The organism is Aeromonas sp. sif0611 (assembly GCF_019218845.1).
GTDB classification, from domain to species: domain Bacteria; phylum Pseudomonadota; class Gammaproteobacteria; order Enterobacterales; family Aeromonadaceae; genus Aeromonas; species Aeromonas media.
Genome location: NZ_JAHUWU010000002.1, coordinates 715,757 through 730,419 on the forward strand (window position 1 = coordinate 715,757; position 14,663 = coordinate 730,419).

At 61.0% G+C, this 14,663-nt stretch carries 14 protein-coding genes; 3 read left to right on the forward strand and 11 right to left on the reverse strand.

What is annotated here, in order from left to right; translation table 11 throughout:
* Nucleotides 1–7: 7 nt before the first annotated feature.
* Nucleotides 8–766 (reverse strand): flagellar motor protein PomA, encoded by a 759-nt coding sequence (pomA, locus tag KW824_RS08195; protein ID WP_005326615.1) that lies wholly within the window; start codon nt 764–766, stop codon nt 8–10.
* Nucleotides 767–1,000: 234 nt separating this feature from the next.
* Between pomA and xseB the strand changes: the two genes are divergently transcribed.
* Genes xseB through dxs form a run of 3 tightly spaced genes read left to right on the forward strand, consistent with a single transcriptional unit; the run spans nt 1,001 to nt 4,030 of the window.
* Entirely contained in the window at nt 1,001–1,252 is a 252-nt protein-coding gene (xseB, locus tag KW824_RS08200) for an exodeoxyribonuclease VII small subunit (RefSeq protein ID WP_025326041.1), read from the forward strand.
* Complete coding sequence (gene ispA, locus KW824_RS08205) at nt 1,253–2,143, forward strand: (2E,6E)-farnesyl diphosphate synthase (protein ID WP_218409495.1); 891 nt, start codon at nt 1,253–1,255, stop codon at nt 2,141–2,143.
* Between the two features lie 21 nt (nt 2,144–2,164).
* Entirely contained in the window at nt 2,165–4,030 is a 1,866-nt protein-coding gene (gene dxs, locus KW824_RS08210; protein ID WP_218409496.1) for a 1-deoxy-D-xylulose-5-phosphate synthase, read from the forward strand.
* Between the two features lie 80 nt (nt 4,031–4,110).
* Here dxs and KW824_RS08215 read toward each other — a convergent pair whose 3' ends face one another.
* From KW824_RS08215 to KW824_RS08260, 10 genes are all read right to left on the reverse strand, one after another.
* Entirely contained in the window at nt 4,111–5,052 is a 942-nt protein-coding gene (locus tag KW824_RS08215) for an ABC transporter permease (RefSeq protein ID WP_041205190.1), read from the reverse strand.
* Between the two features lie 3 nt (nt 5,053–5,055).
* Nucleotides 5,056–6,030 (reverse strand): ABC transporter permease, encoded by a 975-nt coding sequence (locus tag KW824_RS08220; RefSeq protein WP_005326609.1) that lies wholly within the window; start codon nt 6,028–6,030, stop codon nt 5,056–5,058.
* A gap of 95 nt (nt 6,031–6,125) precedes the next feature.
* Nucleotides 6,126–7,682, reverse strand: coding sequence for an ABC transporter substrate-binding protein (locus KW824_RS08225; protein WP_106887629.1), 1,557 nt, complete (start codon nt 7,680–7,682; stop codon nt 6,126–6,128).
* Between the two features lie 58 nt (nt 7,683–7,740).
* Nucleotides 7,741–9,465 carry an ABC transporter ATP-binding protein gene (locus KW824_RS08230; RefSeq protein WP_041205187.1) on the reverse strand — a complete coding sequence of 575 codons (1,725 nt, stop codon included), beginning with the start codon at nt 9,463–9,465 and terminating at the stop codon, nt 7,741–7,743.
* A gap of 671 nt (nt 9,466–10,136) precedes the next feature.
* Entirely contained in the window at nt 10,137–10,625 is a 489-nt protein-coding gene (locus KW824_RS08235) for a phosphatidylglycerophosphatase A (RefSeq protein WP_218409497.1), read from the reverse strand.
* Nucleotides 10,622–11,581 (reverse strand): thiamine-phosphate kinase, encoded by a 960-nt coding sequence (gene thiL / locus KW824_RS08240; protein WP_005326601.1) that lies wholly within the window; start codon nt 11,579–11,581, stop codon nt 10,622–10,624. Before thiL ends, KW824_RS08235 begins: the two co-directional genes overlap by 4 nt.
* Before the next feature lie 57 nt (nt 11,582–11,638).
* The gene (nusB, locus tag KW824_RS08245) at nt 11,639–12,052 is read right to left on the reverse strand and encodes a transcription antitermination factor NusB (protein ID WP_025326032.1); all 414 of its coding nucleotides are present in this window, start codon (nt 12,050–12,052) and stop codon (nt 11,639–11,641) included.
* 14 nt (nt 12,053–12,066) lie between these two features.
* Complete coding sequence (gene ribE / locus KW824_RS08250; RefSeq protein ID WP_005326596.1) at nt 12,067–12,537, reverse strand: 6,7-dimethyl-8-ribityllumazine synthase; 471 nt, start codon at nt 12,535–12,537, stop codon at nt 12,067–12,069.
* 214 nt (nt 12,538–12,751) lie between these two features.
* Nucleotides 12,752–13,861: a bifunctional 3,4-dihydroxy-2-butanone-4-phosphate synthase/GTP cyclohydrolase II gene (gene ribBA, locus KW824_RS08255; RefSeq protein ID WP_218409498.1), complete on the reverse strand. Its 1,110-nt coding sequence runs from the start codon at nt 13,859–13,861 to the stop codon at nt 12,752–12,754.
* Nucleotides 13,862–14,002: 141 nt separating this feature from the next.
* Complete coding sequence (locus tag KW824_RS08260) at nt 14,003–14,662, reverse strand: riboflavin synthase (protein ID WP_218409499.1); 660 nt, start codon at nt 14,660–14,662, stop codon at nt 14,003–14,005.
* Between the last annotated feature and the right edge of the window lies 1 nt (nt 14,663).

Genomic DNA, 14,663 nt, shown 5'->3' on the forward strand with positions numbered 1-14,663 from the left:
GGGCCTCCTATTCGAGCCCGTTGTTGCGTTTGGACTGATTCAAGTAGTTCTGCAGCATGGCCTGGATCACGCGAGGGTTCTGGCCGTCCTGGATCCCCATGATGGCGTCGAGGATCAGAGTGCGGCTCAACTGCTCCTCGCCGCTGCGCAGCTCCAGCTTGTCGGCGATGGGGATGGCGATCATGTTGGCTTCGATCGCCCCGTACAGCGTGGTCAGCAAGGCCACCGCCATAGCCGGGCCGATGGATTTGGGGTCGCTCATGTTCGCCAGCATGGCCACCAGCCCCACTAGCGTACCTATCATCCCCATCGCGGGGCCGAGATCGCCGAGGGAGCGAAACACCTTGATGGCGATGACATGGCGCTCCGAGGTCAGTTCGATGTCTTTCTCCATCACGGCGCGCACCACATCGGCGTCATGGCCGTCCACCAGCATGTCGATGCCCTTCTTCATGAAGGGATTGGGGATCTCCGCCGCCTCAAGCGCCAGAAAGCCTCCCTTGCGGGCCGAGTCCGCCAGCTCGACCGCCTTGGCAATCAGATCGTCGAGCTTGTCGCCCTTGTACATGAACGCCTTGCCGGCCACCTTGAACGCCATCAGAAACTGGCTGAGGTTGAACTTCATCATGCAGATGAACAGAGAACCCAATATGGTGATATAGACCGAAGGCATATCCACATACATGCTCATGGGGCCACCCAGCAGCATGCCGTACACCACGACCCCGAACCCCAGCACTATGCCTATCAGACTGCCTAAATCCACATCCCTACTCCTGTCGCCGAACTTGCCATCTATTTATATTGCGTTGAATTTTCTGCTATTGCGCCCCTGGCAGCAAGCCCGGCACACCTCAATAACCCATCGGCAGTACATGGATGCCAGCGCCTTTCTATCGGCCGGGGTCAGGATAGTTTGAGGACGGCACACTTTTCTGCCTCCCCCCTGTGCCCGGTCGATGTTAAGATGAGCCGTTTTTTTCAATCCCCGAGGATGGACATGGCCAGTAAAAAAATCGACCGTCTGAGTTTTGATGCCACCCTGGAAGAGCTGGAAACCATAGTGCATCAACTGGAACAGGGGTCGCTCCCCCTCGAGGAGGCACTCAAGCAATTCGAACAGGGCATCCATCTGGTGCGTGCCGGCCAGCAGAAGCTGGAGCAGGCCGAGCAGAAGATCCAGATCCTCCTGACCCAGGCCGATGGCAGCGAACAGGCGGTCCCCTTTCGATCAGAGCAAGGAGAGGAGTGAGTGACGCTGGACGATTTCTCCCGCCTGCACCGCCGCCGCATCGACGACTGCCTCTCGGCACAGCTTGAGGCCCTGCCCGCCATGGCACCACGCCTGCGGGATGCAATGAAATACGGCCTGCTGCTCGGCGGCAAGCGGGTGCGCCCCTTCCTGGTCTACGCCGTGGGCGAGATGCTGGGGGTGCCAAGCGAACAGCTCGACGGCCCTGCCGCCGCGGTGGAGTGCATTCACGCCTACTCCCTGCTGCACGACGACCTGCCCGCCATGGACAACGACGATCTGCGTCGCGGCCAGCCGACAGTGCACAAGGCGTTCGACGAAGGCACCGCCATTCTGGCCGGCGATGCCCTGCAGACCCTGGCCTTCTCCATCCTGGCGGATCATCCCCTCCCTGACGCCCTGCTGGCCAACCGGGTACGGATGCTGAGTGCCCTGGCCCGCGCCTCTGGTTATCTCGGCATGTGCGGCGGTCAGGCGCTGGATCTGGAGGCCGAAGGCCGCCGGATCAGCCTCGCCGAACTGGAGCAGGTGCACCGTCACAAGACGGGCGCGCTCATCGAGTGCGCCGTCACCCTGGGGGCACTGTGCAAGGCCGACGTGGAACCCGCTACCCTGGCCGCGCTGCAAACCTATGCCGCCGCCATCGGGCTCGCCTTCCAGGTGCAGGATGACATCCTCGACATCACGGGCGACACCGCGACCCTCGGCAAGCCGCAAGGCTCGGATCTGGCGCAGGAGAAGAGCACCTATCCGGCCCTGCTCGGCCTCGACCCTGCCCGTGAGCTGGCTCGCGAACTGCATGACAAGGCCTTAACAGCCCTGCAATCCTTGCCCTACAATACCGACATTCTGGAAGCGTTTGCCGATTACATCATCGAGCGAACCCACTAAACGCTGGATAACAGTAACAATATGAGCGTTGATATTAGCGATTTCCCCAACCTGGCCCTCGCGGATACGCCGGTCGAGTTGCGATCCCTGCCCAAAGAGCGGCTGCCCATTCTGTGCGAAGAGCTGCGCGAGTATCTGCTGCGCTCGGTGAGCCGCTCCAGCGGCCACTTCGCCTCCGGCCTCGGCACCGTCGAGCTGACGGTTGCCTTGCACTACGTCTACAACACCCCCTTCGATCGACTGGTGTGGGACGTGGGCCATCAGGCCTATCCCCACAAGATCCTGACCGGCCGGCGCGAGCGCATTCACACCATTCGCCAGAAAGATGGCCTGCACCCCTTCCCCTGGCGGGAAGAGAGCGAGTATGACGTGCTCAGCGTGGGCCACTCCAGCACCTCCATAGGTGCCGCCCTCGGCATGGCGGTCGCCGCCGAGAGCGAGGGACTGGGCCGCAAGGTGGTGGCCGTCATCGGTGATGGCGCCATCACGGCAGGCATGGCCTTCGAGGCCCTCAACCACGCCGGAGACGTTCACAAGGACATGCTGGTGGTGCTCAATGACAACGAGATGTCCATCTCCGAGAATGTCGGGGCGCTCAACAACCACCTGGCCAGACTGATGTCCGGCAAGCTCTACACCACCATCCGCGAAGGTGGCAAGAAGGTGCTGGCGGGGCTGCCGCCGGTCAAGGAGCTGGCCAAGCGGGCCGAGGAACACCTCAAGGGCATGGTGGTGCCCGGCACCCTGTTCGAGGAGTTCGGCTTCAACTACATAGGCCCCATCGACGGCCACGACATCCACGCTCTGGTCGAGACCCTGCGCAACATGCGCAACCTCAAGGGTCCTCAGCTGCTGCACGTCAAGACCAAGAAGGGCAAGGGCTACGAGCCTGCCGAGAAAGACCCCATCGGCTATCACGCCGTCCCCAAGTTCAACCCGGACGAGTGCGCCCTGCCCAAGAGCGCCGGTGGCAAACCCACCTTCTCCGCCATCTTCGGCCAGTGGCTGTGCGACATGGCGGCCAAGGATGAGCGGCTGGTCGGCATAACCCCCGCCATGCGCGAGGGCTCCGGCCTGGTCAAGTTCAGCCAGCAGTATCCGGATCGCTACTTCGACGTAGCCATCGCCGAACAGCATGCGGTCACCTTCGCCGCTGGCCTTGCCATCGCCGACAAGAAACCCGTGGTCGCCATCTATTCGAGCTTCCTGCAACGGGCCTATGACCAGCTGATCCACGATGTGGCGCTGCAGAACCTGCCGGTGCTGTTCGCCATCGACAGGGCCGGCCTGGTAGGCGCCGACGGCCCCACCCATCAGGGGGCGTTCGACATCAGCTTCCTGCGCACAGTCCCGAACATGGTGGTGATGACGCCGTCCGACGAGAACGAGTGCCGCCAGATGCTCTTCACCGGCTATCAGTGCAACCAGCCCGCTGCGGTGCGCTATCCCCGTGGCAGCGGCTGCGGCAGCGAGATCATGAGCGAGATGCAGGCACTGGAACTCGGCAAGGGCCGGATTGTTCGCCAGGGTAAAGGCACCGCCATACTGGCGTTCGGTACCCTGCTGCATCAGGCCAGGGCCGCCGCCGAGGCGCTGGACGCCACCTTGGTGGACATGCGCTTCGTCAAGCCCATGGACGAGGCACTGGTGCTTGAACTTGCCGCCTCCCACGATCAGTTTGTCACTCTCGAGGACAACGCCATCATGGGCGGGGCCGGTTCTGCGGTGAACGAGCTGCTGATGCGCAGCAAGCAGTGCAAGCCAGTGCTCAATCTGGGGCTGCCGGATCGCTTCGTGGAGCAAGGCACCCAGGAGGAGATCTATGCCCAGCTGGGGCTGGATGGCGTTGGTATCCAGGCCAGCATCGAGGCCTGGCTGCAAGCCTGACGCAAGTGCTTACTGCAATCACAAGCAATAAAGAAGGGCGCCTGATGGCGCCCTTCTTGTATTTTCACTTCTGACCCGAGTCAACCCTTGTAGATCTTGGGGTTGAACACATCCCGCAGCCAGTCACCCAGCAGGTTGATGACCAGCACCAGCACCACCAGGCAGATGCCCGGGAAGGCGGTGATCCACCAGGAGCCGGAGAAGATGTAGTTGAAGCCCACACTGATGAGCGAGCCGAGCGACGGTTGATCCACTGGCATGCCCAACCCCAGGAAGGAGAGTGCTGCCTCGCTCATGATGGCGTTCGCCACCTGCACCGTGGAGATGACCAGGATGGGCGACAGGCAGTTCGGCAGTATGTGGCGGAACATGATGCGCGGGGCACGGAACCCCATCACCTGGGCCGCTTCCACGTACTCCTTCTTCTTCTCCGCCAGCACCGAGGCGCGCACCGTACGGGCATACTGGGGCCATTCGGCGATGCCGATGATCACCACCAGCATGACGATGGCGAACTCGGAATAGAGATCCGAGCCAAAGGTCGCCTGGAAGATGGCGGAGATGATGATGGCCACCATCATGGTGGAGAACGACAGCTGCACGTCGGCAAAGCGCATCAGCAGGTTGTCGATGCGACCACCGAAGTAACCGGCGATGAGGCCGATGACGATGCCGAGCACCAGCTGCAGGCCGACGGCGAACAGACCTATGGTCAGCGAGATGCGGGCGCCATAGAGGATGGTGCTCCAGATGTCCCGTCCCTGGTTGTCGGTACCGAGCCAGAAGCGCGCCTCGCCCCCTTCCAGCCAGGAGGGAGGCAGCTCCGCATCCATCAGATCGAAGCTGGTCTGGTCATAGACGTTGTGCGGTGCCAACCAGGGCGCCAGCAGCGCCGCCAGTACGAACACCACAAACACGGCAAAGCTGAACATGGCTACCTTGTCCCGCAGGAAGTAGTAGACGATGTCAGAGTTCTTGAATCGCGCCCAACGGCTTGGGCTTGCAGTTACAGCGTTAGTCATCTGTTACCCCTTGGCGGTCAGGTTGACGGTCGGGTTGATGAACCCGTAGAGCAGGTCGACCAGGGTATTGGTCACCACGAAGATAAGGCCCACGAAGATGACGTAAGCGGTGATCAGTGGAGTATCGACCCTGTGGATCGCCTCGAGGAACAGGAAACCCGTCCCCGGCCACTGGAACACGCTCTCGGTCAGTATGGTGTAGGCCACCATGGTGCCGATCTGCACGCCGCCGACAGTGATGACCGGCAGCATGGTGTTCTTCAGGGCGTGCTGGTAGTAGACCTTGTTGTTGTCCAGCCCCTTGGCACGGGCGAACTTCACGTACTCGGAGGAGAGCTGTTCCAGCATCTCGGAGCGTACCAGCCGGATGAACAGCGGCAGCATGATGGAGGAGAGGGACACCGCAGGCAGGATCAGGTGCTTGATGCCATCCCAGGTGAAGAAGCCCGACTCCCAGCCCAGCAGGTTGTAGGTCTCGCCACGGCCATAGGCCGGCAGCCAGCCGAGCTGGATGGAGAAGAGGTACATCAGCATGATGGCGGTCAGGAAGACCGGGATCGAGATGCCGATGCTGCTCACCGCCATGATGAGCTTGGTCAGGAAACTGCGCGGTCTTATCGCCGAATAAACCCCCAGCGGAATGGAGACAACGACGATGATGAGTGCAGCGGCAAACACCAGCTCAAGGGTAGCCACCAGCTTGTCGAGGATCACCTCGAGGGCCGGTCGCTTGAAGAAATAGGAGGTGCCCAGATCCCCTTGCACCGCGTTCTGCAAGAAGCGGCTGTATTTCACCAAAAAGGGATCGTTGAGGCCCATTTTGTCGCGCAGCTCCTGGCGCACGGACTCGGAGACGGATTGTCCCACCAGCTCGCGCAGCGGATCCCCCAGGTTGTCCTGGATGGAGAAGGCGACCAGGCTGATGACGAACATCACTATCACGGCCTGATAGAACCGTTTCAGCAGGAATGTAAACATGCTTGTCCTTCTACGTGGCCTGTGTCTTGGCACAGGCTTCTGTTAATGGCGGGGCACCCATGGGCGCCCCGCCAGGTCCTTCCTTAGCGCTTCACTTACTTGTTGACCACCAGGTCACCCAGGTAAGGGAAGTTCATCACGTTGACCACAGGCTTGATGTCGACGTTCTTCTTGGCACCGTAGGCCAGGTCTTCCCAGTGCAAGGGCACGTAGGCAGCGTCGTCGATCAGCATGGCTTCCACCTTCTGCAGGATGGCGGCACGCTTGGCCGGATCGGTTTCGGTGTTCGCTTCCATCACCATCTTGTCAGCTTCTGCGTTGGCATAACCGCCGCAGTTGTACTGACCCATGCCGGTCTTGGCATCCTTGGTGAAGGTCAGGAATTCGAAGAAGTTCGCACTGTCTTCGGTGTCGGAGTGCCAGCCGATCAACTGCATGTCGGAGGCGCACTTGTCAAACTCGGGCCAGTACTGGGCCACCGGCATGGTCTTCAGATCCACCTTGATGTTGATCTTGGACAGCATGGCGGAAACAGCCTGGGCGATCTTGACGTCGTTGACGTAACGGGCAGCCGGGGAGATGAAGGTCATCTTGAAGCCCTTCTCGTAACCGGCTTCCTTCATCAGCTCCTTGGCCTTGGCCAGATCATACTGGGGCTTGAGCGCCTCGTTGTAACCGGCATAGCCTTTCGGGCTCAGCTGGCCAGCGGGGGTACCGAAGCCCTTGTTGATCTTGTCGACGATGCCCACCTGGTTGATGGCGTAGTTGATCGCCTGACGCACGCGCTTGTCTTTCAGCGCCGGGTTGGTGTTCTGGTTCAGCTCGATGATGATGGCACGGGTACCGGACAGGGTGACCAGCTGGGAATCCTTGCCGTTCTTCACACGCTCCAGATCGTTCGGGGCAACCGGGTAGATCATGTCCACGTCACCACCCAGCAGGGCGGCTACGCGGGTCGCATCTTCCTTGATCGGCACCACGGTCAGGTTCTGGACGTTGCCCTTGGAGGCCTTGTCCCAGTAGTTGGCGTTGCGGGCATATTCCAGCTTCACGCCCTGCTCGCGGAACTTGACGCTGAACGGACCGGTACCGGAAACGTGGGTAGAGGCATAGGAGTCACCGTTCTTGACGATGGCGGCCTTGTCCTTGCCGGCTTCATCCTTGCCGCTGTAGAACTTGGAGTCCATCGGGAAGATGTAGGTGACGGTCTGCAGCACCAGCGGGAACGGCTTGGCGGTGACGAGATCCACGGTGAAGTCATCCACCTTCTTGGCTTCGGCGATGGGGTCGAAAATAGCCTTGAAGTCCGGGGAGGCCTTCAGACGGTTGACTGTCCATACCACGTCATCGGCGGTGAAGTCGTTGCCGGAGTGGAACTTGACACCCTTGCGCAGGTGGAAGCGGACGGTCTTGTCGTCGATGCGCTCATACTTCTCGGCCAGACGCGGCTCGAATTGCAGATCCTGGGTGTAACGCATCAGGGGATCGAACACCAGGTGAGACATCTCCAGGGTCTGACCGGAGAGCTGCTCCTGCGGGTCCAGCGAGGTGGCGTCGGAGGCGACGGCAACCTTGATGTCGGCGGCAGAAACGTTGAACGCGAGACCAGCGGCGAACAGCGCCATGGCGATCTTGGATAATCCTTTCTTCATGTCTTTCTCCATGCTTTTGGCTTTTTATTGACAGACAAACCGGCGAGCCGGTGCTTTCCTAGCTTGCGATTTCCAGCCCCTCGCGGGACATTCCCTTAAATTCCGGCATGAGGGAGATCAGCTTGCGGCTGTACTCATGCCCGGCATTGGTAAACAGTTTTTCGGTCTCCGCCACCTCCACCAGGTGACCGTGCTGCATCACGCCGATGCGATCGCACATCTGGCGGATGACCGGCAGATCGTGGCTGATGAACAGCATGGTCAGCCCAAGCTCCTGCTGCAAGTCTTTGAGCAGGTTGAGGATCTGGGCCTGCACCGAGACATCCAGTGCCGAGGTGGGCTCGTCGCAGATAAGGAAGCGCGGCCGGGTCGCCAGGGCGCGGGCAATGGAGATGCGCTGGCGCTGACCACCGGAAAACTCGTGGGGATACTTGACCCCGGCCCCGCGGCCGAGGCCGACGTGATCCAGCAGATCGCTCACTATGCCCTCAATCTGGCTCTCGCTGCTCGCCAGTTTGTGGAAGCGGATCGGCTCGGCGATGATGTCACGCACCTTCATGCGCGGGTTCATCGAGGAGTAAGGGTTCTGGAACACCATCTGCATCTGGCGGCGCAGCGGGCGGCGCTCATGCTCCCCTTTCAAGGCAGTGAGATCGATCCCCTCGAAGAAGATCTTGCCGGTATCGGGCGGATAGAGGCCTGTGATGGCACGCGCTATGGTGGATTTGCCGGAGCCCGACTCCCCCACCAGACCGAAGGTCTCCCCTTCGAAGATCTCGAAGCTGATGTTGTTGCAGGCACGCACATACTGACGGCGGCTCGGGAAGATGGAATCCTTGGTGACGAACTTCAGATCCACGTTCTCCACCCGCAGCAGGGCACCTTCATAGCTGCGCTCGTCCTGACTCTGGCCGAGCCAGTGGGTCTTGAGATCGATACTGAGATCCGGCGCACCGGCATCCTCGATGTAGGAGACCAGGGGGAAGCGCACCAGCTTCACATCGGAACGGGGCACCGCCGAGATGAGGCTGCGGGTATAGGGGTGGCTGGGGCGACCCAGCACCTGTTCGGTGGTGCCGAACTCCACCAGATCCCCGCGGTACATGACCGCCACCTTGTCGGTGACGTTGGAGACCACGCCCATGTCGTGGGTCACCAGCATGCAGCCTACCTGACGCTCTTTGCAGAGGTTGCGGATGAGCTGGAGGATCTGATCCTGAATGGAAACGTCCAGCGCCGTGGTCGGCTCATCGGCGATGATGAGTTCGGGATCCCCCGACAGCGCGATGGCGATGACCACCCGCTGGCGCATGCCACCGGAGAACTGGTGCGGGTACTGCTTGATGCGCACTTCCGGCTGCGGTATCCCGACCGCCCCCATCAGCTCGAGGGCCTTGGCAAAGGCCGCCTCGCGATTGAGATCGGTATTGGCCAGTATGGTCTCCACCAACTGCTGCTCAACGGTGAACAGCGGATTGAGGGAGGTCATGGGATCCTGGAAGATGAAGCCGATACGGGAGCCACGAATGGCCCGCATCTCGTTCTGGCTCTTGCCGGAGATGAGCTCACCGTTGAGGTAGATATCGCCACGGGCGATGCGGCCGGGCGGGCTCAACAGATCGATGACGGCATTGCCTATGGTGGACTTGCCGGCACCTGATTCACCGACTACGCCGACGATCTCGCCTTTTTCCACGGAAAAAGAGAGATCCTTGACCGCGGCCAGCACCCCATAGCGGGAGGGGTACTCGATCCGCAAGTTTTTCACTTCGAGCAAGGACATGGTTACCTCTGCGGGGGACATCCGTCCCAAATAATTCGTCCGTAAATCAGCCGCAGATGCTGGTTGTGCCTTGGTATGTATGTTGAGAGCTTGTCTTGTGCAGTAAACACTCAATCCATGAGGCGGCCAAACCAGCGATCCGGGCGGGTTTTTTGCATTTTTTTGGAATAACCCGCGAGTAAGTTAGTCGGTTTGCCCGCAGGTGTAAATGATCCAGTTATACAATTTCGCAATACTTTGCGCAGATAACGCACTCGCCACAGGCGAAAAATGTCGATAAATATCACACTAACAGAGATTGTGATGGCAACGCGATAGATTAGCTTATTTAAATTTCAACAAAGATGTAACAAGCAATCGAATCCACTATTCAATGCAGACTACGCAGCTTCGAATGAGTAGTGAATATTTATGTGAAATGATTTTTTAACGGCAGCATATCTGGATGAAGGAAAACTAAGCAGGGATAAATAGGGTCAACTCAGAATGATCTGCCAGAGCCCAATGCGCCATCACCGGACAAGGCGGGGGGATTGCATACAAAAAGGCGCAGTCCCATCAAGGAACTGCGCCTGAAGCTTAATTGTATGAAAAGAGCGGGCAGACAGACGATGAAACTGCGCGGCAGCGAGGGCCAGGCCTGCCATGACGGCCGTGATCGCCGACCCGCCTTACCAGCGGGCCAGCAGCTGCATGCAGAGCAAAGCGAACAGACCGGCGATGAGGTCGTCCAGCATGATGCCTAGCCCACCGTGGATACGGCGATCGAACCAGGAGATGGGCCAGGGCTTGAGCACGTCGAACAGCCGGAACAGGACGAAGCCGGCCAGCACCCACTCCCAGCCGGCGGGCGCCGCTATCATGGTGACGCCGAACCCTATCACCTCGTCCCAGACGATGGCGCCGTGATCCGGCATGCCGATGGCATCGGTGGCCGCCTGGCAGATGCGAATGCCCGCCACGAACCCCACCGCCAGCAGGGCGATGAACCAGGGCGTCGGCAGGCCGCTCACCAGCAGGTAGAGCGGAATGGCCACCAGGGTCCCCATGGTGCCCGGCGCCCTGGGGGAGAGGCCGGCACCAAAACCCAGCGCCAGACAGTGGAGCGGGTTCTTCAGGCTCAGGTTTTTCAGTTCGGGGCTTATCTTGAAAAAGCTCATGCGAAGTGATCCCAGCCCTTGAGATGAAGCTCGACCGGCTGTTCACCCTGCACGTAGTCGATGCCGGGGTCGCCGGCCTGGATGCGGCCGATGCGGGTGAATCTGACGCCACAGTTGGCCAGCGCCGTGTCCAGGGCACCGTGATGTTCCTGCGGCACGGTGAAGCAGAGCTCGTAGTCATCGCCGCCGGCCAGCGCCAGCTGCCAGGCATCCCGTGCGGGCACGGCGTCCTGCAACACGGGCGAGAGCGGCAGCAGGTCGAGATCGATCTGGGCCCGCACGCCGGACGCCTTGAGGATATGACCGAGATCGGAAGCCAGGCCGTCGGAGAGATCCAGCGCGCTGCTCGCCAGCCCGCGCAAGGCCTGACCGGCCAGGATGCGGGGATGGGGATGATCGAGCCTGGGCAGCACGGCCGCCAGCTGGTTCTCGTTGAGGGTACGCTTGCCCAGCAAGTGGGAGAGGGCCAGGGCCGCATCCCCCAGGGTGCCGGTGACATAGATGCCGTCCCCCACCCTGGCGCCGCTGCGCATCAGGGCGCGACCGGTCGGCACGGATCCCTTCACCGAGACGGTGATGGAGAGTGGCCCGCGGGTCATGTCCCCCCCCACCAGGGCCACGTTGTAATATTCGGCGAGCTCGAGGAACCCTTCCGCAAAGCCCGCGACCCAGGCCTCGTTGACGGCGGGCAGGGTCAGTGCCAGGGAGACCCAGCGCGGCTCGGCCCCCATGGCGGCGAGATCGGAGAGGTTGACTGCCAGCGCCTTGTACCCCAGATCCACCGGATCCATGTCCGGGAAGAAGTGCACGCCGCTCACCAGGGTGTCGGTGCTCACCGCCAGTTGGGTATCGGGGGGCAGGGTCAGCAGGGCGCAGTCATCCCCTGGGCCCATCACCACGTCCTTGCGGGCGTGGGGGACCTTGAAGTACTTCTCAATCAGCTCAAATTCACCCATACAGTAAAAAGCCAGCAATAAGCTGGCTCCTCTCTTAAATGCTAACGGACGACGGGATCAACGCTTGGGCAGCGTCTTGATCACCTTGTCCAGTACGCCGTTGACAAACTTGTGGCTGTCATCGGCGGCGAAGGCTTTGGCCAGCTCGATCGCTTCGTTGATCACCACGCGCGGCGGCACATCATCACGACGGGTCAGCTCGTAGGTCGCCAGACGCAGGATCGCCTTGTCCACCATGTCCACTTCTTCCAGCGGACGGGAGAGGAAAGGTGAGAACACCTTGTCCAGCTCGTTGCAGTGGACCGCTACCCCGAACAGCAGATCGCGGAAATAGCTCAGGTCCACACCCTTGGTGTCCTGATCGATCTTGAACTGCTCTTCGATGTCGCCCACGTTTGCCTGGGTCATCTGCCACTGGTAGATGGCCTGGGTGGCGCAATGACGGGCCTTACGGCGCTCGGACGGTTTCAATGTACTTCTCCTCGTTACACGTCCAGCTGTTTCAGGACGTTGATCATTTCGAGCGCGCTCAGTGCAGCCTCTGCACCCTTGTTACCCGCCTTGGTACCGGCGCGCTCGATGGCTTGTTCAATGTTTTCAGTGGTCAGTACGCCGAAGGCGACGGGAATGTCATACTCCATCATCACCTGGGCCAGCCCCTTGCCGTTCTCGCTCGCCACCAGTTCGAAGTGATAGGTGCCGCCACGGATGACGGTGCCGAGCGCGACGATGGCGTCGTATTGACCGCTCTTGGCCAGCTTCTTGGCTGCCAGGGGAATTTCGACGGCACCCGGCACGCGTACCAGGGTGAGATTGCTGTCCTGGACCTGGCCTTGACGCTTCAGTACGTCTACCGCACCGTTCACCAGGCTGTCATTGATGAAGCTGTTGAAACGGGCAACGACAATAGCAACACGCGCCTCGGGAGCGGCGATATTCCCTTCGATAATCTTCATTGGAAATCCTGTCTCTGTGCAATCAATAGGGGCCGGGGCCAAAAGTGCACGCATTCTAGCACAACAGAGCCGCGACAAAAAACCATGGCCGCAACGAGCGGCCATGATCGTCATTCACCCCGTCAGAGGGGCTTGTTCACCGACGTATTCCACAACCTCCGGGTCGAACCCGCAGGCGGGGCGATGGTACTTCATCAAGCAAGTACCAAGATGCTTACTCGCCGACGTACTCCACCACTTCCAGACCGAAACCGCCGAGGGCATGGTATTTTTTCGGCGAGCTCAGCAGTCTCATCTTGCCGACGCCGAGCGCCTTGAGGATCTGGGAGCCCACGCCGACCCGGCGCGAGGTGCCCTGCCACTTGGCCCCTTCCGGTTGCAGCCCCTTGTCGGCGGCCTCGAACCCTTTGACCCGGGCCAGAAGCTCCTCGCCATGGGATTCTGCCCCCAGGATCACCAGCACACCGCCCTCTTCGGCGATGCGGGCCATGGATTTGGGCAGCGGCCAGCTGCGGGCGGCGTGACGGTCGGTCAGCAGCAGATCGCTCAGCACGTCGTGCAGATGGACCCGCACCAGGGTCGGCTGGTCGGCCTTCACTTCCCCCTTCTTCAGGGCGAAGTGCACCTGATTGTCGATGGTGTCGCGGAAGGTGACGAGGTCGAACTCGCCAAACTCGGTGGGCAGCTTGCACTCGGCCACCTTCTCTACCGTGGTCTCGTGCTGGTTGCGGTACTCGATAAGATCCGCAATGGTGCCCAGCTTGATGCCGTGCTGCTCCGCGAAGACTTCCAGATCCGGACGGCGCGCCATGGTGCCATCCTCGTTGAGGATCTCGACGATGACGGAGGCCGCCTCGTAACCCGCCAGACGGGCCAGATCGCAACCCGCCTCGGTGTGACCGGCACGGGTCAGCACGCCACCATCCTGCGCCATCAGCGGGAAGATGTGGCCGGGCTGCACCAGATCGGCGGCCTTGGCGTTCGGCGCGACAGCAGCCTGCACGGTGACGGCGCGATCGGCGGCCGAGATGCCGGTGGTCACCCCCTCGGCCGCTTCTATGGTCACGGTGAAGGCGGTGGAGAACTGGGCGTTGTTGCGGTCAACCATCAGCGGCAGCGCCAGCTGCTTGCAGCGATCCCGGGTCAGGGTCAGGCAGATGAGGCCTCGACCGTAGCGCGCCATGAAGTTGATATCTTCCGGACGGACACAGGAGGCGGCCATGATGAGGTCCCCTTCGTTCTCCCTGTCTTCGTCATCCATCAGGATCACCATCTTGCCTGCCTTGATATCGGCAATGATTTCCTGGGTTGTGCTCAGCGCCATGGGCTACTCCATCAACATGCTTGGGGGGTTGAGCCTGCCGGCTCGGCTTGATACTGCCTATTGTGCTCTAGATGGGGGCGCTAGGCCCCATTTCAATCGGAGCGGGATCACAGAAAAGCGTTTTTCCCGCACCGTGTCGCGTCACAGGAAACCGGACTGGGCCAGCTTTTCCAGGGTCAGACTGGATGCGTTCTGCTCCTGATCCTGTCCCCTCCCCTGCATCAGCCGCTCCAGATAGCGGGCGATTTGATCCACCTCGAGGTTCACGCGATGACCCGGTTTCCACCGGGCTATGGTGGTCTCCTGGGCGGTGTGGGGCACTATGGTCAGGCGAAAGAGATCCCCCTGCACGGCGTTGACCGTCAGGCTGATGCCATCCACCGCAATGGAGCCCTTTTCGGCGATATAGAGGGAGAGCGCTGCCGGTGCCTTGATCCAGTACTCGATGGCGCGGCCGCTGCTGGACTTGCTCTTCACCTCGCCGATGCCATCGACGTGGCCCGAGACCAGGTGGCCACCGAGGCGGGAGCTCGGCATCAGCGCCTTCTCGAGGTTCACCGGATCCCCCACCCTGGCCTCGGCAAAACCGGTGCGAGAGAGCGTCTCAAGGGAGACGTCGGCGGTGTAACTCTTGTCCCCCAGGGCCACCACGGTCAGGCAGACGCCGTTGGTGGCGATGGAGTCGCCCAGTTTGACGTCGCCAAAGTCCAGGGTCGGGGCATGGACGGTGAGGGCCATGTCATCCCCCTGACGGTGCAGGGCGGCCAGGGTGCCCATGGCTTCGATAATTCCGGTAAACATG

Bases quoted from the DNA above. Each gene is read 5' to 3' on its own strand.
- thiL (WP_005326601.1), bottom strand. From the start codon at position 11,581: ATGGGTGAATTTGAGCTGATTGAGAAGTACTTCAAGGTCCCCCACGCC.
- KW824_RS08260 (WP_218409499.1), bottom strand. From the start codon at position 14,662: ATGTTTACCGGAATTATCGAAGCCATGGGCACCCTGGCCGCCCTGCAC.
- KW824_RS08225 (WP_106887629.1), bottom strand. From the start codon at position 7,682: ATGAAGAAAGGATTATCCAAGATCGCCATGGCGCTGTTCGCCGCTGGT.
- ribBA (WP_218409498.1), bottom strand. From the start codon at position 13,861: ATGGCGCTGAGCACAACCCAGGAAATCATTGCCGATATCAAGGCAGGC.
- KW824_RS08220 (WP_005326609.1), bottom strand. From the start codon at position 6,030: ATGTTTACATTCCTGCTGAAACGGTTCTATCAGGCCGTGATAGTGATG.
- KW824_RS08230 (WP_041205187.1), bottom strand. From the start codon at position 9,465: ATGTCCTTGCTCGAAGTGAAAAACTTGCGGATCGAGTACCCCTCCCGC.
- KW824_RS08215 (WP_041205190.1), bottom strand. From the start codon at position 5,052: ATGACTAACGCTGTAACTGCAAGCCCAAGCCGTTGGGCGCGATTCAAG.
- KW824_RS08235 (WP_218409497.1), bottom strand. From the start codon at position 10,625: ATGAGCTTTTTCAAGATAAGCCCCGAACTGAAAAACCTGAGCCTGAAG.
- ribE (WP_005326596.1), bottom strand. From the start codon at position 12,537: ATGAAGATTATCGAAGGGAATATCGCCGCTCCCGAGGCGCGTGTTGCT.
- xseB (WP_025326041.1), top strand. From the start codon at position 1,001: ATGGCCAGTAAAAAAATCGACCGTCTGAGTTTTGATGCCACCCTGGAA.
- dxs (WP_218409496.1), top strand. From the start codon at position 2,165: ATGAGCGTTGATATTAGCGATTTCCCCAACCTGGCCCTCGCGGATACG.